Origin of the sequence: Enterococcus sp. DIV1375a, from assembly GCF_051712205.1 — a bacterium.
In the GTDB taxonomy this organism is placed as follows: Bacteria; Bacillota; Bacilli; order Lactobacillales; family Enterococcaceae; genus Enterococcus; species Enterococcus faecalis.
In genome coordinates this window covers 2356331-2377646 of the sequence record NZ_JBIOOM010000001.1, presented here as the reverse complement: position 1 = coordinate 2377646, position 21316 = coordinate 2356331, and the positions used below count along the sequence as shown (strand labels likewise).

The 21316-nt window shown below is 38.4% G+C and carries 19 protein-coding genes and 1 pseudogene; 18 read left to right on the top strand and 2 right to left on the bottom strand.

Annotated features, from left to right (window positions below; all coding sequences use genetic code 11):
* Window position 1 precedes the first annotated feature (1 nt).
* The 11 genes and pseudogenes from dagF to IGJ63_RS11540 all read left to right on the top strand — a co-directional run bounded on the left by dagF (window position 2) and on the right by IGJ63_RS11540 (window position 12467).
* Window positions 2-745: a 2-dehydro-3-deoxy-phosphogluconate aldolase gene (gene dagF / locus IGJ63_RS11590; RefSeq protein WP_438746511.1), complete on the top strand. Its 744-nt coding sequence runs from the start codon at window positions 2-4 to the stop codon at window positions 743-745.
* Window positions 746-1091: 346 nt separating this feature from the next.
* The gene (locus tag IGJ63_RS11585; RefSeq protein ID WP_438746508.1) at window positions 1092-3005 is read left to right on the top strand and encodes an endonuclease MutS2; all 1914 of its coding nucleotides are present in this window, start codon (window positions 1092-1094) and stop codon (window positions 3003-3005) included.
* An 87-nt stretch (window positions 3006-3092) separates the two neighbouring features.
* Entirely contained in the window at window positions 3093-4538 is a 1446-nt protein-coding gene (locus IGJ63_RS11580; protein WP_002381148.1) for an alkaline phosphatase, read from the top strand.
* A gap of 111 nt (window positions 4539-4649) precedes the next feature.
* On the top strand, window positions 4650-5621 hold the full coding sequence (locus IGJ63_RS11575) for a dimethylarginine dimethylaminohydrolase family protein (protein ID WP_438746506.1): 972 nt from the start codon (window positions 4650-4652) through the stop codon (window positions 5619-5621).
* A 425-nt stretch (window positions 5622-6046) separates the two neighbouring features.
* On the top strand, window positions 6047-6736 hold the full coding sequence (locus IGJ63_RS11570) for a WxL domain-containing protein (protein WP_153854244.1): 690 nt from the start codon (window positions 6047-6049) through the stop codon (window positions 6734-6736).
* An 87-nt stretch (window positions 6737-6823) separates the two neighbouring features.
* Entirely contained in the window at window positions 6824-7957 is a 1134-nt protein-coding gene (locus IGJ63_RS11565; RefSeq protein WP_002389357.1) for a DUF916 and DUF3324 domain-containing protein, read from the top strand.
* Window positions 7938-8339: an LPXTG cell wall anchor domain-containing protein gene (locus IGJ63_RS11560; RefSeq protein WP_153854243.1), complete on the top strand. Its 402-nt coding sequence runs from the start codon at window positions 7938-7940 to the stop codon at window positions 8337-8339. Before IGJ63_RS11565 ends, IGJ63_RS11560 begins: the two co-directional genes overlap by 20 nt.
* Window positions 8340-8384: 45 nt before the next feature.
* Window positions 8385-8609 carry a hypothetical protein gene (locus IGJ63_RS11555; RefSeq protein ID WP_002355093.1) on the top strand — a complete coding sequence of 75 codons (225 nt, stop codon included), beginning with the start codon at window positions 8385-8387 and terminating at the stop codon, window positions 8607-8609.
* Window positions 8610-8774: 165 nt separating this feature from the next.
* Window positions 8775-10784: pseudogene (locus IGJ63_RS11550) on the top strand (BglG family transcription antiterminator).
* Between the two features lies 1 nt (window position 10785).
* On the top strand, window positions 10786-11085 hold the full coding sequence (locus tag IGJ63_RS11545; RefSeq protein ID WP_002355095.1) for a PTS sugar transporter subunit IIB: 300 nt from the start codon (window positions 10786-10788) through the stop codon (window positions 11083-11085).
* Window positions 11086-11099: 14 nt separating this feature from the next.
* Window positions 11100-12467 (top strand): PTS ascorbate transporter subunit IIC, encoded by a 1368-nt coding sequence (locus IGJ63_RS11540; RefSeq protein ID WP_010824201.1) that lies wholly within the window; start codon window positions 11100-11102, stop codon window positions 12465-12467.
* Window positions 12468-12529: 62 nt separating this feature from the next.
* Here IGJ63_RS11540 and IGJ63_RS11535 read toward each other — a convergent pair whose 3' ends face one another.
* Entirely contained in the window at window positions 12530-13504 is a 975-nt protein-coding gene (locus IGJ63_RS11535) for an alpha/beta hydrolase (RefSeq protein WP_284955349.1), read from the bottom strand.
* A gap of 210 nt (window positions 13505-13714) precedes the next feature.
* Between IGJ63_RS11535 and rbsR the strand changes: the two genes are divergently transcribed.
* From rbsR to rbsU, 4 genes are all read left to right on the top strand, one after another.
* Entirely contained in the window at window positions 13715-14710 is a 996-nt protein-coding gene (rbsR, locus tag IGJ63_RS11530; protein ID WP_085444077.1) for a ribose utilization transcriptional repressor RbsR, read from the top strand.
* Between the two features lie 91 nt (window positions 14711-14801).
* Window positions 14802-15719, top strand: coding sequence for a ribokinase (gene rbsK / locus IGJ63_RS11525; RefSeq protein WP_173962162.1), 918 nt, complete (start codon window positions 14802-14804; stop codon window positions 15717-15719).
* A 15-nt stretch (window positions 15720-15734) separates the two neighbouring features.
* Window positions 15735-16130: a D-ribose pyranase gene (gene rbsD / locus IGJ63_RS11520; protein ID WP_002375705.1), complete on the top strand. Its 396-nt coding sequence runs from the start codon at window positions 15735-15737 to the stop codon at window positions 16128-16130.
* 20 nt (window positions 16131-16150) lie between these two features.
* Entirely contained in the window at window positions 16151-17038 is an 888-nt protein-coding gene (gene rbsU, locus IGJ63_RS11515) for a ribose/proton symporter RbsU (protein ID WP_002359154.1), read from the top strand.
* A gap of 19 nt (window positions 17039-17057) precedes the next feature.
* Here the strand turns inward: rbsU and IGJ63_RS11510 are convergent, their stop codons facing one another.
* Entirely contained in the window at window positions 17058-17942 is an 885-nt protein-coding gene (locus tag IGJ63_RS11510) for a LysR family transcriptional regulator (RefSeq protein ID WP_438746502.1), read from the bottom strand.
* Between the two features lie 107 nt (window positions 17943-18049).
* Here IGJ63_RS11510 and IGJ63_RS11505 point away from each other — a divergent pair, with 107 nt between their 5' ends.
* The 3 genes from IGJ63_RS11505 (at window position 18050) to IGJ63_RS11495 (ending at window position 20862) form a co-directional block, all read left to right on the top strand.
* Entirely contained in the window at window positions 18050-18631 is a 582-nt protein-coding gene (locus IGJ63_RS11505) for a DapH/DapD/GlmU-related protein (protein ID WP_002355105.1), read from the top strand.
* Window positions 18631-19368 (top strand): SDR family oxidoreductase, encoded by a 738-nt coding sequence (locus IGJ63_RS11500; RefSeq protein WP_002359155.1) that lies wholly within the window; start codon window positions 18631-18633, stop codon window positions 19366-19368. The genes IGJ63_RS11505 and IGJ63_RS11500 overlap by 1 nt, the downstream gene beginning before the upstream one ends.
* A 180-nt stretch (window positions 19369-19548) precedes the next feature.
* Window positions 19549-20862: an NCS2 family permease gene (locus tag IGJ63_RS11495; RefSeq protein WP_002355107.1), complete on the top strand. Its 1314-nt coding sequence runs from the start codon at window positions 19549-19551 to the stop codon at window positions 20860-20862.
* Window positions 20863-21316: the final 454 nt, after the last annotated feature.

Here is a 21316-nt window from a genome sequence, read left to right as displayed (position 1 = left end):
CATGTCATTAAAACCTAATTATTTAGAAGAACGCATTTGTTTAAACGTCTTAGCCAATTCATTAGAAAATGCCCAAGCCTGTTATGAAGCAGCAGAAGGGCATGTTGTGTTAGGCGTCCTTTCAAAAAACTATGAAACCGATGAAGCAGCCATTGACGATATGAAAAAATACCAAGCAGCAACCAACAACGCTTTATCTGTCGGCTTAGGAGCTGGTGATCCAAATCAAAGTCAAATGGTGGCTCGCTTATCAGAAGTTCTACAACCGCAACACGTGAACCAAGTTTTCACAGGTGTCGGCGCTTCGCGGGCCTTACTTCGTCAAGACGAAACAGTGATTAATGGCTTGGTTTCACCCACAGGCAAAGTTGGCTATGTTAACATTGCGACAGGTCCGTTAAGCTCGGGTGCGCCAGCGGCGGAAGTACCTATCGAAACTGCCATCAAATTGTTGAAAGACATGGGGGGCAGTTCCATTAAATATTTCCCGATGAAAGGCTTGGCTCACAAAGAAGAATACCAAGCAGTAGCAGCAGCTTGTGCCAAGTATGACTTTTATTTAGAACCAACAGGGGGCATTGATTTAGAAAACTTTGAAGAAATTGTTCAAATTGCGGTGGATGCCGGCGTTAAAAAAATCATTCCTCATGTCTACAGCTCAATTATCGATCAAGAAACAGGGGACACTAGAACAGAAGACGTGAAAACGTTACTAACCATGATGAAAAAGACATTGAATAAGTAAAGGGCCAATCTTTATTTGACTTTCTTCGCTAGATTTGCTACTCTCAAGTGGAGAATAAATAAAAACCAACAAATGAATGTGGGGTATTTTGGTGAGTGTCGTAGGTATCTAATTGATAAGTTGAATAACCAGTGAACCAAGCAAGGTTTATTTGGTGTGCTTAGAAAGTGATACCTGTCAGTCATCTCATTTACTAAATACCTCCTTTAAAAGAGGTTTCTTTAGTAACCTTTATCCAATGATAAAGAGGACAGCGGTAGAACGCTGTCCTCTTTTTTCTATAGAAACTGGTTTTTATTTAAAGGCGCCAGGTATTCTTTTCGTGATAGAAAGGAAGAAAAAACAAATGAATCATGAAACCATTCAAAAATTACAATTTACAACAATTCTTAAAGAAGTTCAAACACGTGCGATTGGCGAGTATAGTAAAGAACGGTTGGCGAAAATGGTCCCTGCAACACGTTTAGAAACAGTGCAGTCCCGCTTAACGGAAACAACCGAGGCCCGCTTAATTATTGATAGCGGACAACACGTCCCTTTCATGGGCTTGAGCCAAATTACCCGCTTGCTTCAACAAGTGAAAAAAGGCTTAATCCTTACACCAAACGAATTGATTGAGGTCGCTGACTTTTTAAGAAGTAGTCAGCGAATCCAGAAGTTTTTTGAAAAAAATCAATACCAAACACCACGCCTATTTAGTTACAGTCAGCACTTAGCTGATTTCAGAGCAATTGAAGAACAAATTTATACGAAAATCCATAATCAAAAAGTTGCCACCGATGCTTCTCGACAACTTCGGAAAATCCGGCGTCAAATCAATGAATGCCAACAAGAAATTGAAACAAAAGTCACCAAATTTTTACGCAATAAAAATAATCAACTGTATATTCAAGAAAATATGATGGTGAAAAAAGGGGAACATTACACGGTACCAATCAAAGCTAGCTATAAAAATAAGGTTTTAGGCACAATCATTGAGCAATCCAATAAAGGACAAACGGTCTTTATTGAACCTGTAGCAATTAGTAAATTAAATGAACAATTGACACTCTTAAAAGCGGAAGAAACAGCGGAAGAATATCAAATTTTGGCAGAACTAACTGGGTTAATTAATGAGCAAGAACGACTTGTCGATCAAGCCGTCGATACAATGACCACCTTAGATATTATTTTTGCACGAGGAAAGTATAGTCGCGAAATCGGTGGGATTACGCCAAAAGTAAACAAAGAAGAACGCTTGCGCATTGTTCAAGGAAAACACCCTCTTTTATTAGAACACGCAGTACCATTGACGTTTTCTTTAGGAGCAGAGTATCGAGGACTTGTCATTACAGGTGCCAATGCTGGTGGTAAAACGGTTGTCTTGAAAACAGTTGGCTTATTGACTGTCATGACACAATTTGGGTTGCAAATTCCAGCACAAGCGGGCACAGAGATTCCAGTATTAGATGAAATTTTTGTCGATATTGGTGATCAGCAAAATCTGGAAAATGCGTTAAGCACTTTTTCTGGACACATGAAAAATATTGCGGAAATGTTGCGTAATGTTAAGCGACACACGCTTGTTTTATTAGATGAAATTGGTAGTGGCACCGAGCCGAACGAAGGAGCTGGCTTAGCGATTGCTATTATGGAAACGATGTATCAAAAGGGAGCCTTGGTAGTTGCAACGACCCATTATGGTGAAATTAAACGTTTTGCCCAAGAGCATGACGATTTTGTGCCCGCCGCAATGGCCTTCGATCGTGAAACATTAACGCCCAAATATCAATTGAAAATTGGTGAAGTTGGCGATAGTCAGGCGCTTTGGATTGCACGTAAAATGAAGATGGAGCCACAGCTCATTGAAAAGGCGGCTCATTATATTCAGCGGAAAGAATACCCTACTAATCGAAGTCTATTTAAACCCCTGAAAGCAAAAGAAACGACCTTTGCCACGTTTGTAGAAGAAACAGACCGTTATCAAAAAGGTGATCGTGTCCTATTGACAGAAACACAACAAATTGGGTTGGTTTTTACAGATGAGGGTGAACAAGAAATCCAAGTATTTGTGAATGATAAAATTGAAAATGTACCACGAAGACGGTTGAAATTACAAGCGAAAGCACAAGATCTATATCCGCAAGACTATGATTTAGAAAGTTTATTTACAGATTTCCATGAACGAAAGAAACTCAAAGATATTGAACGCGGCTCAAAAAAAGCGCAGAAACAATTACGCAAAGAGTCCGAAAAAAGAGCAGCAAGACGCGACAAATAAGGAACTTAACAGAAGCAATACAACAACTTAACACTTTCTTTACTTGTTATTTATCAGAAATCAACTAAGACTTGTTATAGTCAATGTATGGGTAGATATGAAGGAGGAAACAAGGAAATGAAGAAAAGAGCTTTGCTAGGGGTTACCTTATTAACATTCACAACATTAGCGGGTTGTACAAATTTATCTGAACAAAAAAGCGGCGAAAAACAAACAGAGGTTGCTGAAGCGAAGGCAACTGAATCCGAAAAAGCACCAGTAAAAAATGTTATTTTTATGATTGGAGATGGCATGGGGAATCCGTATACAACGGGCTATCGCTATTTCAAAGCCAATCACTCAGACAAGCGTGTTCCCCAAACAGCTTTTGATACCTATTTAGTTGGGCAACAAGCCACTTATCCAGAAGATGAAGAAGAGAATGTCACCGATTCAGCTTCCGCAGCGACAGCGATGGCTGCCGGAGTGAAAACCTATAATAATGCTATAGCACTTGATAATGACAAGTCCAAAACAGAAACAGTGCTGGAACGTGCGAAAAAAGTGGGGAAATCAACGGGGCTTGTAGCAACATCTGAAATAACACATGCAACCCCTGCTGCATATGGCGCACATAATGTTTCACGCAAAAACATGGCAGAAATCGCCGATGACTATTTTGATGATCAAATCGACGGACAACACAAAGTCGATGTGTTACTTGGCGGCGGCTCCGAATTATTTGCCCGGAAAGATCGTGATTTAGTCAAAGAATTTTCCCAAGCGGGTTATGGTCATGTCACAGACAAAAAGTCGTTAAATGAGAACCAAGACGACAAAATTTTAGGCTTGTTTGCACCAGGCGGGCTACCTAAAATGATTGACCGAACGGAAGAAGTTCCTTCATTAGCTGATATGACAGAAGCGGCTCTTCAACGGTTAGATAAAAATGAAAAAGGTTTCTTTTTAATGGTTGAAGGTAGTCAAATTGATTGGGCCGGGCATAGCAATGATATTGTTGGCGCGATGAGCGAAATGCAAGACTTCGAAGCGGCGTTTGAAAAGGCCATCGATTTTGCCAAAAAAGATGGTGAAACATTGGTGGTTACAACTGCAGATCATTCAACAGGTGGCTTGTCTTTAGGCAAAGGAGATCAATACAACTGGTTGACGGAGCCTTTACATGCGGCAAAACGCACGCCTGATTTCATGGCAGAAGAAATTATTAAAAATGGTAATGTGGAAAAAACAGTGACTGAGTATATTGATTTTCAATTAAGTGAGGCTGAATTGAAAGCAGTGAAAACAGCGGCGGAGTCAAAAGATGTTGAAAAAATCGCTCAGGCATTAAGAAAGATTTTTGATGAACGTTCGAATACTGGTTGGACTACTGGCGGACACACAGGAGAAGATGTAAATGTCTATGCTTATGGCCCACAAGCAGAAGCTTTTTCAGGACAAATTGATAATACAGACCAAGCGAAGATTATTTTTGGCTTAGTAGATGGCACCGGGCAAAAAGCTGAGATTAAAGATAAAGGTATTGGTAAATAACAAAATGAAGAAAAAGCAGAACGTATAGAAGTTCTGCTTTTTCTTCATTGAAGGCATAAAAATTTTATCTCTGTTATAATGAAGGTAACCAGATAAAAGTGAGGTCAAATAATGAAAAAAATGCATGTTGAAAGTGAATTTGCACCGTTGCGTTCAGTTGTTTTAGCACAATTGCAATTTTGTTTACCAGATAAATTTGATGAAGCGGATACGACTTTTTTAACAGAGGAAAATGCCCGTTTAACACAGAATAATGAAGGGCGTGATTTAGCAGACTTTGCACCAGAACAACAAGTGCGTTGGGAAAAAGAAAAAGAAGTCATGCAAGGAGTATTAGAATCTTATGGCGTAGAAGTATTTCGTCCACGTTTATTGACAACCTATGAAAAAGAACATGGCAAGGAATTGGGCGTAGGATATAGTAACTTCTTTTCACGAGACCCTTTTTTTACAATTGGCAATCTCTTAATAGAAGGAAACTTAAGATTTCAACACCGTCGACAAGAAATTTTACCAATTCGTCCGATTATTCAGCAGTGGACACAAGAAGCAGAAGGCTATTATTTTGCTGCGCCACAACCTGACATTTCTGAAGGGGCTTTAAGTGAAGCAGGTCCCTTTATTGAAGGCGGCGATGTTTTAGTTCTAGGAAAAACAATTTTTGTGGGCTACTCTGGCTTGGCAAGTAACCTAGCAGGAATTCAGTGGTTAGCCAATATGATTGGTCATTTTGGTTATGAAGTGGTGCCGGTTCGGTTACATCCGCATATTCTCCACTTAGATTGTGCGTTAAGCTTGTTGAGAGAAGGCTTGATGATTGTTTGTGAAGAGGCCTTTTTGGATGGACTTCCTGCGCAATTAGCCAACTGGGAAAAAATTCACGTTACTTTGCAAGAAGCAGCGTATTTAGTGACAAATGGTCTACCGCTTAACGAAGAAACGTATATAACGGACCAATCGTTTACAACCTTAATTCCTCAAATAGAAGCAAAAGGTATCAAAGTTGAGGCAATTGATTACCATGTTTCTAGAATGTTAGGTGGTTCTTTCCGTTGTACAACGCAAGCTTTGATTAGAGAATAGTCAGCGAGTGATTATCAATTTTCGTAAGAAAAAATGTACGTTTTGTCTATGAAAACGATATAATTTTAGTTTTCACTATTTTTTTTTAAAATATTGAGGAAATTTTGATTTAATAAATGCGAGAAAACGTCAAAATGTTAGTGTTTGTTACTAATATTTTGACGTTTTCTCGCTGTTTTTTTATAAAATTACCACTTTATATATGAAAAAAAACAATATATTTTTTGAAAATTACGTTTTCAAAGACACAAAAAGTCGTTGGAACCTTGCTGTTATAGTAAATTCATTTTTTTTGCATGAGGTGTTTAAAATTTGAAATCACAAGCAGTCTTTTTTTCGCTATACTTAGTTTACGTTCTACTGAGATAGAAAAGTTTTTCACTTTTTTATTCATTAATTAACCAAGATATAAAGGAGAGAGTAAAATGAAGAAAAAAACATTGGTAACTTTATTTGCAGGAACGGCAATTTTAGGGGTAAGCATCGCTCCTGCAGCAGCACATGCAACAACGACTGGTACAACACCAGCAAACGTAGAGATGACAAGTGGTTCATTACCAGGCGGTACGGGTGATGGAGATGACGGAAGCACACAAGAACCAGAACCAGGCTCGAATACAAATTTTGATTTGTTATATGTTCCAACAGAATTCAAATTTGCTTCGACAGAAGTTAGTTCTGATTTATCAGCGATTTCGTTAGATGCGACAGGTACCCAAACAAAACGTTATGCCGTTGGGGATGTTCGTGGAACACAAGCGGGTTGGTCAGTTACTGCCGGCGTTGCTGAAATGAAAAATGGCACTGCTACTTTAGAAGGCTCAATTACCTTTGCACAAACAGGAGCAGTAGCGAAATACGATGAAACAGCAAAAACATACTCACGTGATGTAGCTGCCTTTGCAGCAGATCCAGGAAGTCCTGAATTTGCTGGAACAACTATTCCAGTAGGTGGAGCAGCTGTATCAATTGCTACAGCAGCAGTTGGTAAAGGTCAAGGTACATGGGATTCTGAATTATCAAATGTAAAATTAAACATTACAACACCTAGTTCACAAATTACAAATGGTGCGTATACAGGTAACGTAACTTGGACATTAGTGGCTGCGCCATAAACAGTTACTAACGAGAATACTGCATTACTAGAAAAGGAGCTGCGCAGTGGTGCACGGCTCCTTTTCGATACATAGGAGGAACAAATAATGAAGACAATGCGCTGGCTAATCGTCACAGTTTTTATTTGTGTGATGGCATTAAGCATCCCTTCTGCTGTACAAGCAGAAGAAGCGGATGACAACATGAATACAAAATTTACAGTTAAACCCAATATTCCTGAGAATCAAGCGAAAAATACGCAATCCTACTACGATCTCATTGTAAAACCAGGACAGAAACAAGAAGTCGAATTATCATTAATTAATAAAACAGATGAAGAATTGACGATTGATTTAAATTTGGCGAATGCTGTGACGAATGACAATGGTTTAATTGTGTACAATGATTTCGAGAAAAAACCAGATTCAAGTTTAAAAGTACCCTTGACAACATTAATTAAATTACCTGAGGAACATGTAAAAGTTCCCGCTAAGAAAACCGTAACAGCCAAAATGACTGTCGAAATTCCAGCGAATGGTTTCCAAGGATTAGTTTTGGGTGGTGTTTATGCTTCGCTTGCAGAAGATGAAAAGGAAGAAAAAGGAAAATCAACGGGTTTAACCAGTCGATATGGATTTAATGTAGCAATTGCTTTACGAATGTCAGAAGATACACCGATGTATCTAGCAGAGACTCTTCAATTAGTTAAATTAGTTCCGACCATTGCTTTAGGAAATAAATCGGTCCAAGCGGTTATTCAGAATCCGACATCCGCTATTTTTCCTGAAGTACGTTTAGAAGGAAAAGTAACGAAAAAAGGCGAAACGAAAGAATATGCCAAACGGATTTTACCAAGTGTTCGTTTTGCGCCAAATTCGACGATGAACTTCCATTTAGATTTCGGGAAAGAAGATGTTCGTCCAGGAACCTATATTTTTGAAGGAAAAGCGGTCTTGAAAGAAGATGAACAACAAGTGTGGCCGTTTAAGCAAGAATTTACCATCAGTAGTCAAGAAGCCAAAAAATTAAATAAAGAAGCAGTAGTGAAATTGGTCCTACCGACTTGGTGGAATCAAGCTTTTTATGGCTTGTTAGTTGCAACAATTGTGAGTCTAATTCTAGCTATTTGGCGTTTTACGCAACAGAAAGCAACACTGAAACAACAAGCCTATTTACAACAAGAAAAACAGGCAGCCTTGAAAAATAGACAAGGAGCACGCGATGATGACAATGAAAAGTAAAGGGTCACTTCTGGTGACGTTGGGAATACTTTTAACCGTTGGCATTGCGAGTCTAATTATTTCTTCTGAGAGTTTTGCAGAAGAAGTAGGGCAAACGAATATCGGTGTAACGTTCTATGGAGGGAAAGAGCCACTAAAAACGGAAGGTGTCATTAAGCCAATAGAGCAACCAGTCACTGATAAAGATAAAAAAACGTCACAACAACAAGACAAAGTGAGCAGAAAAACCACTGCTAAAACGAATCCGACTAATGCACAGACGTCATTACCAAGGACAGGTGAACGAAATAGCACGTGGCTTTACAGCCTTGGTATTGCATGTTTACTCGTAGTACTAACAAGTTTCTATTATTTGAATAAAAAAAGGAAAAAGGAAAAATAATGTGCTGTTTTTATAAATAGAGTTAATGTAGAAGGAGGAATATAGATGGAGATTACGATGTGGATTTGGATTTGTGCTGGCTTGGCCGTCCTTTGTTTTGCTTTATTTTTACTGTTCTTAGTAAATAGCATGAATTTTGTACATCTGGCAAAGCCTAAGCAGTCTTTAGTAAAACAATCGATGTTTAGTTGGCTGCTTCTGGTGATGTGTGGCGGCTGGGTAGCGGTGGCTATTTTGCTGAATATCGCATTACAAACACAATTAACATAAAGAAAACCCGTTGTAAGTTTTTAAGAAACTTGCAACGGGTTTTTGTTAACTTTAAAATAAAGAACGGTACAATTTATCAAAAAAGTACAGTAGACATTTGTACCCAACTTAGATAGAAAATAAAGCGCTATCATTATATGATGATTACAGGAGGAGGACACAGCTGTGAATTATAAAATAAGTTATCTCCTTGACGAGTATGCAGGGCAAAAAATTGCGCTCTCTTTGGCTCAACAAATAACCGATCTTTCGCAACGAGAATTAGTGACACAACTTTCGACAATAGGCGGAGAAGTTCAACAGAATACCGTCAGCATTCCAAACCTTTCCGCAAATGAATGGGGAAAACAACTTTTTCAACAACGTCAAGTGATCTATAGCGAAACAGAAAGACAAGCACTTATTTTTTTGCTCACTTATTCAGAAATCGAAGAACTATCGGTGTATCATTACCAAAATTTTTTAGACGTTTCGAAAGGCACTATTTTAGCGGACATCAAAAAAGTACGACACCAACTAGCAACTGAAAACATTGCTTTATCCTACGAACGAAAACGAGGGTTTTACCTAGAAGGAGATGAATTTCGGATTCGTCGTTTCGGGAAAAATTAGCTTGCCCGCCTCTTACAACAAAAGTCGGGCACCTTCGCTTTATTTTGCTGGCTCAGTCAGCATCAAATGAGCCAATACGCAAAAATACGTGACGGCATTCAATTAGCCGTCCAGGAAGCACAGCTTCAACTGGTACCCAGCAGATTGGATGAAATTAGTTACTTTCTTGCTTTTTCTCAAAAAAGATTAGGCAAATATGGAACAGTCGTCTGGCCTGAGAACCAGTTAATTCAGTCCTTACGCGCTTATCCCGTCAGTCATCGTATTTTAAGTGATTTAGTTGGGCCAGTGGCGAATGTAGAAACTGAGAGTCTTTTTTTCACGATTTGTTTAATGACAGCCTTGCAAGGAGAATTGCGAGATACGAAGTTAGAGTTTTTATTAGATATTTCTGGTGAAATTATTCGGAAAATGGAATTGTTGGCCGTTGTTCAATTTGAACAGCCTCGTGAATTGCTCATGAATGTGTATTATCATCTGGTTCCTGCCTATTTTCGGATTAGCTATGGCTTTTACTTGCCGAATGTTTTAATCAAGGATATTCGACAATCGTATCGGTCGCTTTATCATCTTTGTGAACAAGCGTTAGCTCCTTTAGAAAAATTAACGAAACGGTCAATCCCGTCAGAGGAAATCGGTTTTTTTACCATATTATTTGGTGGAGAAATTTTCGGGCAAAAAAATGAACAGCGGCAAGAAAAGCTAAAAGCGCTAATTGTTTGTCCCAGTGGTATCAGTTCTTCGTTGATTTTGCAATCGGAATTGCGTCGGCTATTTCCAATGATTGAATTTAAAGAAACGAATGCGGTGAGGGAAATAGAGAATGTATCTGAAAAAAGCTATGACATCATTTTCTCAACGGTCCCTATTGAAACAGCCAAAAAGGTTTATCTTACCAAGCCCATTATGAGCTCTTTGGAGAAAAATCAATTGATGCACCAAGTTCAATCAGATTGGCTATTGCCAGGTATTTCCATGCCAGATGTTAAAGATATTTTAGATGCGTTAAAACCTTATATTTCCTTAAAAAAAGGAGTCACAGAAGCGCAGTTATATCGTGTCTTGCATCGTAAAATGAACAAAATTTTAGAAAAAGAGGAGGATCTGCGTCCAATGTTATCGGAATTATTAACAACAGAAACAGTCCAAGTCCTGCCTGAAGTTGCAGACTGGCGAGCGGGAATTACAGAAGCTGCCAAGCCGTTATTAAAAAATGGCAGTATTACGGAAAAGTACATTGATGCAATGATTCAAAAAGTCGAATCGTTTGGGCCATTTATCCATATCTGTCCAGACGTAGCATTGCCTCATGCGCGACCAGAAGATGGCGTTAATCAGTTAGGCATGTCATTACTAAAAATCCAAAAAAGTGTCGATTTATTAGAAGATCCTAAGCATGAAATTCACCTTTTTATTTGTTTAGCTGCTTCAGATAACGAAACACATTTACGGGCCTTATCTAGTCTGACAAAAATTCTATCAAAAAAAGAATCATTACATCGCTTAGTGGCGGCTGAAACCGTTCCAGAAATACTATCAATTATCCAAGAAGGAGAGAAATAAGATGAAGATTTTTACAGTTTGTCAAAGTGGTTTAGGAACAAGTTTTATGGTGCAAATGAATATCCAACAAATTTTAGAGGAAGTCGGTGTTGATACAGATAATTTTCAAATTGATCACACAGATGTCGGGAGTGCCAGTGGTGATATGGCTGATTACTTCTTTGTCGAAAAAACATTGCAAGATGCTTTAGGGTCAATTCCTGATGAAAAAATCATTCCTTTAAATGCGATTATTGATTACGATGAAACGAAGGAGAAAGTCTTGAAAGTTTTAGATGACAATGGCATTGCACATCAATAAGAAGGAGGAAAAACATGGAAACTTTATTGAATTTATTTGTTTCAATTGTTAGCCAGCCAGCGATTCTGGTTTCATTAATTGCTTTGTTGGGATTAGTTTTACAGAAAAAGAAATTTTCTGATGTTGTTCAAGGAACGTTGAAAACATTCGTCGGCTTCTTAGTTTTAATTGGTGGCGCAGGGCTATTGGCGAACTCATTAACGCCCTTTGCGGAGATGTTCCAAACCGCATTAAATACACAAGGCGTGGTACCTAGTAATGAAGCGGTTGTAGCGATTGCCTTGCAACAATATGGGACACCAACTGCTCTGATTATGTTGGTGGGCATGGTTGTTAATATTCTGTTGGCGCGTTTTACACGTTTTAAATATATCTTTTTGACAGGTCAAGCGATGATGTACGTTTCGTGTTTGACAGCCGTTATTTTAGTGGGGGCCGGTTTTAGCGTTAGTTTGCCAATGATTCTTTTAGGTGGTTTATTTGAAGGAACTTTATTAACAGTGACACCTGCTCTTTGTCAGCCCTTTATGAAACAAATTACTGGAAATGATAAAGTAGCAATGGGGCATACAGGGAATATTGGTTATGCGGCAAGTGGCTTTATTGGAAAAGTCTTTGGGAATAAAGAAAAGTCAACGGAAGATATTAAAATTCCTAAAAGTTTTGGTTTTTTAAGAGACTCAACCATCTCAATTATGATTTTGATGTCGATTGTCTATGTGATTTTGGCTTTGCTGGCTGGGACAGGCTATGTCGAGCATGAGTTAAGCAATGGCGAAAATGCGATTATCTTTTCATTAATTCAAGCAGGAACCTTTACGGCTGGTTTCGTAGTGGTTTTACAGGGTGTGCGGATGGTTTTAGGAGAAATTGTGCCAGCTTTCCAAGGAATTGCTAAAAAATTAGTGCCTAATTCTAAACCAGCACTTGATGTTCCCATTATCTTTCCTTATGCGCCAAATGCTGTCTTGATTGGGTTCTTTGTGAGCTTTATTGTGGGAACTATTTCAATGTTAGCGATGGTTGGTCTGAATACCACTGTGATTATACCAGGCGTTGTTGGGCACTTTTTCTGTGGTGCCGCGGCAGGCGTTTTTGGAAATTCCACAGGGGGACGTCGAGGAGCGATTTTAGGGGCTGCGTTTAATGGCTTATTAATTAGTTGGTTACCGTTATTTATTTTACCAGTCTTGGGTGATCTACAGTTAGCATCCTCAACGTTTGCGGATACAGATTATTTAATCCCAGGCCTATTTTTAGGCAAATTAGGTGAGGCAGGTCCGAGTCTTTTAGTAGGAGGAATCATTGTTTTTGTAGTGGTTGTTCTTTTGGCTAGCGCTGTTTTAACTATGCGGGAGAAAAAAGTCGCCGAAGAAAACTAAGTGCTTTGTTCTAAAAAGGCAAATGGGACAGAAGTCAAAACGACTTCTGTCCCATTTGCCTTTTACCATTGTTCTTGGATAAACTGTGCAATTTGTTTCCGCGCTTGTCGTCCTTCTGGCAAGTATTGTTTCATTGCGAAAACGTGTTGCATTCCAGGCACCAATCGGCAAGTATCTTGTGGTCGTGACCCTAATTGTTTTAAAAATTGGTGATAGGAAGGGCAAAAAACTTCATGTGTGCCGCCCACGAAAAAAAGTGGCGGAAATTTTTGATAATCAAAGGACAAGCAATTTAAAGAAAGCGTGGCGTGATTAGCCGTGTCATCAATCTCTTGGGCAATTAATTGTAAATAGTTCATGCCAATCATTTTGTCCTTTTTTTGATAACTTTTGGCAATAGGAATGTCTAAATGTCCATCTAACCAAGGAGAAATTAAAACAGCAGCTTTTGGTAAGCGTTCAGGGAAATCGATGGCTAAATTCTGCAATACGTTTAAAACCAATGTGCCACCAGCAGAATCACCTAATAAAATAACATCTTCGGGATCATAATGCTGTGAAATTTCTTGATAAGCAGCATAGCAATGATTATAAATATCAGCAAAAGACTTATTTGGTGCTAATGGATATACAGGGATAAAATAGTCTGTTGCAAAAGGGAGATCTTCAATTAGTTTATAACTAAAGTCTAATTGGCTATAGGCAAGATTCAATGTAAAGCCCCCACCATGCAGGTACAGTACAGCTTTCTTGGTAGGCGCAATAACGGAGTTTGACATGCGATACATCGTAGGAAATTGAGTCATTTCTTGAAGAGGAAAAAGATGACGTAAATGTTTTGGCAAAGTTACTTGTTCATTTAATGATCGTTGCCAATGATAAAAAGCCTTGGTGACTTTCGGATTTCGTTCAAGGCGAGCAATTTGGGAAAGACGTAAAGAATCTTCAAAAAGACAGGCTTTTAAGGATTTTTGACGAGAACGTGTGTGGAACAAATATGCGCTAGCTAACAACAAACCAATCGATTTCTTTTTCAATTAAGGCCCTCCATTCAGCAAAAAGTAAATCATTTTTTCTACAGTATAACATTTTAAAAGTAGAACAACGAAATTTGTTGAAGGGATGAAAGGACGGTTTAAACGAATGTACGTATTTATTTGTGGTTGCGTAAAGTAAATGATTGTAGTAAATTAAATGAGATTAAGAGGTCCGGTGAATGGCGCGTTCACGGCAAGGAGAGAAGTAGGATGACAAATAAAAAGGTTACAATTAAAGATGTTGCCAATGATTCAGGGGTCTCCATTACTACCGTTTCACAAATTTTAAACGGGAATGGGGCACGGTTTAGTGGGAAAACGGTCGAAAAAGTATTGGCTGCAAAAGAGCGATTAAACTATCAGCCCGACTATTTTGCGCAACGTATGGTGATGAAAAAAAGTAAGACGATTGGCGTAATCGTACCTGATATTACCAATCCATTTTTCGCGCAATTGATTCGAGGAATTGAAAGTGTTTTATACAAAGAAAATTTTATACTGATGTTATGCAATGCGGACCAAGATGTTACAAGAGAACATGAATATTTAACAGAGTTGATTCGTCGTAGTGTCGATGGCTTTGTGATTGCAAGTTCTGAAATTTCCAATCAAACGATTAATGAAACGCTACGTGCGAAAAAGATTCCATTTATTGTACTTGACCAAAAAAAAGCAGAAGGCTTTAGCGACGCTGTTTTGACAGACGATTATAGAGGTGGGCAACTAGCAGCAAAGCATTTACAAGAGCAACGACATGAACAGGTCGTCGTGGTAATGCCACCACATGCGCCAGTCAATATTCAGCAACGGTTAAAAGGTTTTTGTTCTGTTTATACGGAAAAGATCCAGTTGATCGAAACAGAATTATCAAAAACCGGCGGCTACCAAGCTGTCCCCGAAATTTTAAAAACAGAGAGCACCGGAATTTTTGCTATCAATGATGAAATTGCTTTTGGTTTATATCGAGGATTAGCAGAAGCGGGCAAAAAAATTCCTGAGGATTATAGTATTATTGGTTATGACAATGTTGATATGTGCGAATATGTTTCGCCGCCGCTAACAACAATTGCTCAACCTGTTTTTCAATTGGGGCAAACTACGGCGACTTTATTATTGGAAAGAATCCATCAGCCTGCAAAAGATTGGGAGGAGCAAACCTTGCCTGTCCAACTGATTGAACGATTTTCGACAGCACCCTTGAAATAGCTTTCAAGGTGTGCTATATTTTTGTTGTGGAATTAAAACGTTTTACTAAAACGTTTTAATTAAAATGAAAAAATAAATTTTATTGAGGTGGATGAAAATGAACGCGGTTACAATTATCGGAAGTATCAATTTAGACACAACATTAAGAGTCAAAGAAATGCCAAAACCAGGCGAAACAATTCACGCCATTGAACATTTTACAGCGGGTGGTGGTAAAGGAGCAAACCAAGCAGTCGCAGCGAAACGTTCAGGCGCAGAAACATATTTTATTGGTGCTGTGGGAAATGATGGCGCTGGAGCTATGATGACTGATTTAATGAGTCAAGATGAAATTAATTTAACTGGGGTCACCACTTTAGAAAAAACAGCTACTGGCCAAGCCTTTATTATGGTAGATAACGCTGGTGAAAATAGCATTATGATTTACGCGGGAGCCAATAACGCCTTTACGCCAAAACAAGTCCAGGAACATCAAGAAATTATTGAAAAAAGTGATTTTGTGATTGCCCAATTTGAAAGTGCGATTGATAGTACGATTGCAGCGTTTAAAATTGCTAAAAAAGCAGGCGTCAAAACGATTTTAAATCCCGCACCTGCGTTAGAACAAGTTCCTGAAGAATTACTAAACGTTACAGATATGATTGTACCAAATGAAACAGAAACCGAAATTTTAACAGGCATTAAAATCACAGATGAAGCGAGTATGCGTAAAGCCGCAGAAGCACTTCATCAATTAGGGATTGAAGCAGTAATTATTACAATAGGTAGTAAAGGCGCCTTTTATGACGTCAATGGACGAAGTGGTATTGTGCCTGCTTTTAAAGTGAAAGCGGTTGATACAACGGCTGCTGGCGATACTTTTATTGGCGCATTAAGTAGTATATTAGAGAAAGACTTTAGCAATTTGGAAGAAGCTATTCGTTATGGAAACAAGGCATCCTCACTGACTGTTCAACGTTTTGGAGCCCAACCTTCGATTCCTTATCAACACGAATTGGCAGACAAATAAAAAGGAGCGAGCGACATGAAAAAAACAAAAGTTATTAATTCAGATATTTCCCGCGTTATCGCACAAATGGGTCATTTTGATAAATTAAGTATTGGCGATGCAGGCATGCCTGTGCCTCGAACTACAGAAAAAATTGATTTAGCAGTTACCAATGGTGTCCCTAGTTTTATGGAAGTTTTAAACAATGTTCTTGAGGAATTGGCAGTTCAACGAATTTATTTAGCAGAAGAAATTAAAACAGAAAATCCTGATATGTTGACAGCAATTGAAACTCGTTTACCAGAAACTCCCATCAGTTTTATTCCTCATACAGAAATGAAACAAGAATTAAACAACTGCCATGCATTTATTCGGACAGGGGAAATGACCCCTTACGCAAATATTTTATTAGAAAGTAACGTTGTCTTTTAAACGAAAGAGGGGAAATAGAGATGAATGCGACTGCATTATTAATCGGTTTAGGACCGCTTCTAGGTTGGGGGCTTTTCCCAACAATCGCTTCAAAAATTGGTGGTCGTCCAGTGAATCAAATTCTCGGTACCAGTTTAGGAACATTAATTTTTGCCGCTATTTTTTCAATGATTAATGGTTTAGCTTTTCCAACGGGCATGGATTTATTCTTTTCAATTTTATCTGGTGTCGGTTGGGCCTGTGCGCAAATCATTACATTTAAATGCTTCACGATGATTGGTTCATCACGTGCCATGCCAGTAACGACCGCGTTCCAACTTTTAGGGGCTTCTCTCTGGGGTGTCTTTTTCTTAGGAAACTGGCCAGGTGCGACAGCCAAATTGTTAGGCGCATTTGCCTTAGTGTTAATCATGATTGGTGCCAAAATGACGGTCTGGTCTGAAACGGAATCCGCTGAGAGTGCTGGAATTATGAAAAAAGCAGTTCTTCTATTAGCTGTTGGTGAAATCGGCTATTGGGCGTACTCTGCAGCACCACAAGCGACGGCAATTGATGGCATGCATGCCTTTTTACCACAAGCAATAGGCATGGTAATTGTGGCAGTTATTTATTCAGCAGTTGTCACTATTAAGGGTGGGGAAACATCCCCATTTATAGAAGCCGTTTCCTACAAACAAATTTTTTCAGGCTTTTTCTTCGCCTTTGCAGCGTTAACTTATTTAATTTCAGCGCAGCCAGATATGAACGGCTTGGCAACGGGCTTTATTCTATCCCAAACATCAGTTGTGCTTGCAACGTTGACAGGTATTTGGTTCTTAGGTCAAAAGAAAACAGCCAAGGAAATGACCGTAACGATTATCGGCTTAGTTTTGATTTTGGCAGCAGCTACGATCACAGTGATGATTTAAAAAAGTATTCAACGACCTATTATTCAGGGCGTTGAATACTTTTTTTTATTTGTTCTAAAAATAATGCAGCAGCTGTGGAAAGAACCGTATTTTTGCGCCAAATTAAATTAATTTTGGCTGTTAAAGCAGGATATAGCGGGATAAAACGTAAATTTGTTTGCTTTGTTTCTAGAATACCATCAATGCTTAGGGCGCTACCTAGACCAGCTTCTACCATCAGTGAAGCGTTGTAAAGTAAGTTGTAGGTCCCAACGATTCGGAACTGATCTAGACTTGCTTCGAGCCAATCAGAGAGTTGGCTCGGAACTTGTGCTTGTCGAGAAATAAATAAAGGTTCTTCTTTTAAATCGGCTGCAGTAATAACATTTTTAGTGGCTAAGGGATGGTCCTTTACAGTAATTAAGCCCCATGTATCTACAACTGGTAATGTTAAATAGCTATATTTTTGTTTAGGTGCAGGCTCAATAATTAAACCAAAATCTAATAATCCTTTGTCTAGCCGTTCTATTACATCATCTGCATTCCCACTGTATAAATGAAGGTGAATATCAGCTGAGTGCTGGCTTGTTATTTGTTGTAGTGCATTCGCTAAAAAAGACATAGCTTTTGTTTCGCCGCCACCAATCGTGATTTCGCCATTAATGAATTCATTTTGCGACAAGTTGGTGACTGTTTTATTCGCTAAGCTTAAAATATCTTGCCCTTGTTTAGCTAAATATTCTCCTTCAGGTGTTAATTGTATTTGTCGATTTCCTCGTATAAATAATGTCACGCCTAATTCTTCCTCTAATTCTTTTAATTGCTTAGATAATGTTGGTTGTGATACATGCAATTGTTTGGCTGCGCCACTAATCGTTTTTTCTTGGACCACTGCTAAGAAATAGTGAATCACTCGTAATTCCATTACTTTCCCTCCTATAACTAAAACGCATACTTATCTATTTATTATAAGTATTAGACAGAGGAGTTGTCACGTATTACGATAAATTTAGCAAAAGGAGGCGATTAGGAATGCTTACAAAAAATCTCCAAGAACTAATTGCAACAGGTAGCATTGATAAAGATGAACCACTATTTCAACTTATTCATCAGATTCAAGAGGAAAATAGTCGCTATTTAATAGAATTAAATCAACAAGCCTATACACATAATGAAGTAAGGAATCTTCTTGCCACGATTATCCAAGACAAAATTGACGAAACCGTTACGATTTTATTGCCTTTTTATACAGATTTTGGACGCAATATACATTTTGGTAAAAATATTTTTATTAATCGGGCAGCTATGTTTGTTGATTTAGGGGGCATTATAATTGAAGACAATGTTTTAATTGGTCCGCGCGTTAATCTCTTAAGTGTCAATCATCCGGAACTACCAATGAAACGGCGAGGCGTATTGCTAGCACCAATTACCATTAAAAAATTTGCGTGGTTAGGCGCGGGTGTCACTGTTTTACCAGGTATTACGATTGGTGAAAATGCTATCGTAGCAGCTAATGCGACTGTAACTAAAGATGTGCCAGCTAACGCTATTGTTGCAGGAACACCAGCTAAAATTATTCGTTGGATTCAGGAAGATAAGGAGGAAATATAATGAAATCATTATCAGAAAAAGTTATTGTTATCATGGGCGCTTCCAGTGGCATCGGTGAGGCAACAGCCCGTTTACTTGCCAGAAAAGGAGCGAAGTTAGTCATTGCAGCACGTCGACAAGAACGTTTAATTGCTATAAAAAAAGAACTTCCTGAAGCAACGATTCTCGTGCAACAAGCAGATGTAACGAAAGAAGAGGAAGTTCAGCGTGTAATCAAGCTTACAATGGAAAAATATGGACGAATTGATGTTCTTTTTAACAATGCAGGAGTTATGCCAACGGCGCCTCTTATTGAAGCACCAAAAGGAGAATGGCGTCAAATGCTAGATATTAATATTATGGGTGTTTTAAATGGCATTGCGGCAGTTCTTCCAATTATGGTTGAACAAAAATCAGGGCAGATTATTGCTACTGATTCTGTGGCAGGACATGTCGTTTATCCAGATTCGGCTGTCTACTGTGGAACAAAGTTTGCTGTTCGAGCAATTATGGAAGGATTGCGACAAGAACAAAGAGAGAATAACATTAAATCAACGATTATTTCACCAGGTGCTGTACAAACAGAACTTTATCAAACAATTTCTAATCGAGTAGTAGCTGAAACGTTACATCTAGAACAGTTAAGTTGGGGCTTAAAGGCGGAAGACATTGCGCAAGCAGTGGTCTTTGCCATAGACACGCCAGATCGTATGTCAATCAGTGAAATGGTTGTTCGCCCGACCACACAAACGATTTAATTTAAAAAGTATTCCTAGAAAGGAATACTTTTTTTAATCGTGATTGTTCGTTTTTTACAGAATTTAGAATTTGATATTTACTTATTTGTTGGTTTATTATATGATTAAACACGTTGTTTCATTAATAAATTGAATATTTTACGAACATTGTAAAATGTTTAGATTTTAGGAGGACGGAACATGAAAGAAAAAATAAGTTCATATTTTGAACTTGAACAATTGAATACGAATATGAAACGAGAAATGTTAGCTGGTTTCACCACATTTATCTCAATGGCGTATATTTTGTTCGTTAATCCAACCGTACTTGGTGCTTCTGGCATGGACGAAGGCGCTGTTTTTACTGCCACCGCTTTAGCGAGTGCCTTAGGTTGTATTTTAATGGGTGTGTTGGCGAAATATCCGATTGCGACAGCACCAGCTTTAGGAATTAATGCATTCTTTGCTTATTCAGTCTCTGTTGGTATGGGGATTCCTTGGCAAACGACATTAGCAGGCGTTTTTGTGGCTTCATTGATATTTATTTTAATTACAATTTTTAAATTACGCGAGCTAATTATTGATGCAATTCCTGCAGACTTGAAATTTGCCATTTCAGGTGGGATCGGGTTGTTTATTGCTTTTCTTGGTTTAAGCCAAGGTGGCTTAATTGTGGCTAATGATGCGACACTCGTTGGCTTAGGACCTTTGAATGTTGGTTCAACGTGGGTTACCATTGTCGGCTTAGTCGTAACTGCAATTTTGTTAGTTCGTCGAGTACCGGGTGGTATTTTTATTGGGATGGCGATTTCAACGATTGTTGGTTTAGCGACAGGCGTTATTCCAATGCCTGATAAGATTATTTCAAGCGCGCCAAGTTTAGAACCAACATTTTTAGTGGCGTTAGGACATGTGAAAGATATCAATACGATTCAAATGTGGGTCGTGGTTTTAACGTTCCTATTAGTAACATTCTTTGATACGGCTGGTACGTTGGTGGGCTTAGCCAATCAAGCAGGTTTTATGAAGGACAATAAAATGCCGCGTGTGGGGAAAGCTTTAGCCGCTGATTCAACAGCGATGTTAGCTGGTTCTCTATTAGGGACATCACCAGTTGGCGCGTATGTCGAATCATCTGCGGGGATTGCTGTGGGTGGTCGTTCAGGAATCACAGCTATTACAACCGGGATTTTATTTATTTTCAGTTTGCTATTTTCTCCTTTGTTAGCAGTTGTCACTTCGCAAGTTACAGCACCAGCGTTGATTATTGTTGGTGTTTTGATGGCACAATCCTTAAGCAAAATTAAATGGAACGAGATGGAAATTGCGATTCCTTCCTTCTTAATCTTGTTAGGAATGCCATTGACATACAGCATTTCAGATGGGATTGCCTTAGGCTTTATCTTCTATCCAATTACAATGATTGCGGCAAAACGCGGGAAAGAAGTTTCGCCAATTATGTATGGCTTGTTCTTTGTTTTTGTCGGATTCATGTGGATCCTGAATGCGCAATAAGCAAGAGAGAAAGTTATCAAATAGTTGATTCATAAGACAATGAACTTATGAATCAACTATTTTTTTCGACTAAGCACTAGAAAAACGCCCCTTATTTGATGTATAATTTGCAAAGACATTGACCTGTGAAGATACAGGAACAGAGAGGAATTAATTGAGTGAAGTATACAGAAATTATGATTTCAGGTAGTAGTTTCTGTTGAAATGTATTGAGAATACTGGTTTTTAAGGTCTTTTTTCGTACAGTAAATAAGTTCAAAAAGCAATGATTGTTAGCTCTTGTGTTAGCAGTTGTTGCTTTTTTTAATTGGAGACAATGTAATCTATGGAAATCAATTACTATTAAAAAAACTTGAAATATGTTAAGTGTTTTTACCGACAAACATTAATAGAAATTCTATCTGATAACATAGAAAATTACGTTGAATTTCAGATAATACAGAGAATTAAGTCT

Excerpts from the sequence above, each read along its gene's own strand:
- dagF (WP_438746511.1), top strand. The coding sequence starts at position 2 with ATGTCATTAAAACCTAATTATTTAGAAGAACGCATTTGTTTAAACGTC.
- IGJ63_RS11585 (WP_438746508.1), top strand. The coding sequence starts at position 1,092 with ATGAATCATGAAACCATTCAAAAATTACAATTTACAACAATTCTTAAA.
- IGJ63_RS11580 (WP_002381148.1), top strand. The coding sequence starts at position 3,093 with ATGGGTAGATATGAAGGAGGAAACAAGGAAATGAAGAAAAGAGCTTTG.
- IGJ63_RS11575 (WP_438746506.1), top strand. The coding sequence starts at position 4,650 with ATGAAAAAAATGCATGTTGAAAGTGAATTTGCACCGTTGCGTTCAGTT.
- IGJ63_RS11570 (WP_153854244.1), top strand. The coding sequence starts at position 6,047 with ATGAAGAAAAAAACATTGGTAACTTTATTTGCAGGAACGGCAATTTTA.
- IGJ63_RS11565 (WP_002389357.1), top strand. The coding sequence starts at position 6,824 with ATGAAGACAATGCGCTGGCTAATCGTCACAGTTTTTATTTGTGTGATG.
- IGJ63_RS11560 (WP_153854243.1), top strand. The coding sequence starts at position 7,938 with ATGATGACAATGAAAAGTAAAGGGTCACTTCTGGTGACGTTGGGAATA.
- IGJ63_RS11555 (WP_002355093.1), top strand. The coding sequence starts at position 8,385 with ATGGAGATTACGATGTGGATTTGGATTTGTGCTGGCTTGGCCGTCCTT.
- IGJ63_RS11545 (WP_002355095.1), top strand. The coding sequence starts at position 10,786 with ATGAAGATTTTTACAGTTTGTCAAAGTGGTTTAGGAACAAGTTTTATG.
- IGJ63_RS11540 (WP_010824201.1), top strand. The coding sequence starts at position 11,100 with ATGGAAACTTTATTGAATTTATTTGTTTCAATTGTTAGCCAGCCAGCG.
- rbsR (WP_085444077.1), top strand. The coding sequence starts at position 13,715 with ATGACAAATAAAAAGGTTACAATTAAAGATGTTGCCAATGATTCAGGG.
- rbsK (WP_173962162.1), top strand. The coding sequence starts at position 14,802 with ATGAAAATGAACGCGGTTACAATTATCGGAAGTATCAATTTAGACACA.
- rbsD (WP_002375705.1), top strand. The coding sequence starts at position 15,735 with ATGAAAAAAACAAAAGTTATTAATTCAGATATTTCCCGCGTTATCGCA.
- rbsU (WP_002359154.1), top strand. The coding sequence starts at position 16,151 with ATGAATGCGACTGCATTATTAATCGGTTTAGGACCGCTTCTAGGTTGG.
- IGJ63_RS11510 (WP_438746502.1), bottom strand. The coding sequence starts at position 17,942 with ATGGAATTACGAGTGATTCACTATTTCTTAGCAGTGGTCCAAGAAAAA.
- IGJ63_RS11505 (WP_002355105.1), top strand. The coding sequence starts at position 18,050 with ATGCTTACAAAAAATCTCCAAGAACTAATTGCAACAGGTAGCATTGAT.
- IGJ63_RS11500 (WP_002359155.1), top strand. The coding sequence starts at position 18,631 with ATGAAATCATTATCAGAAAAAGTTATTGTTATCATGGGCGCTTCCAGT.
- IGJ63_RS11495 (WP_002355107.1), top strand. The coding sequence starts at position 19,549 with ATGAAAGAAAAAATAAGTTCATATTTTGAACTTGAACAATTGAATACG.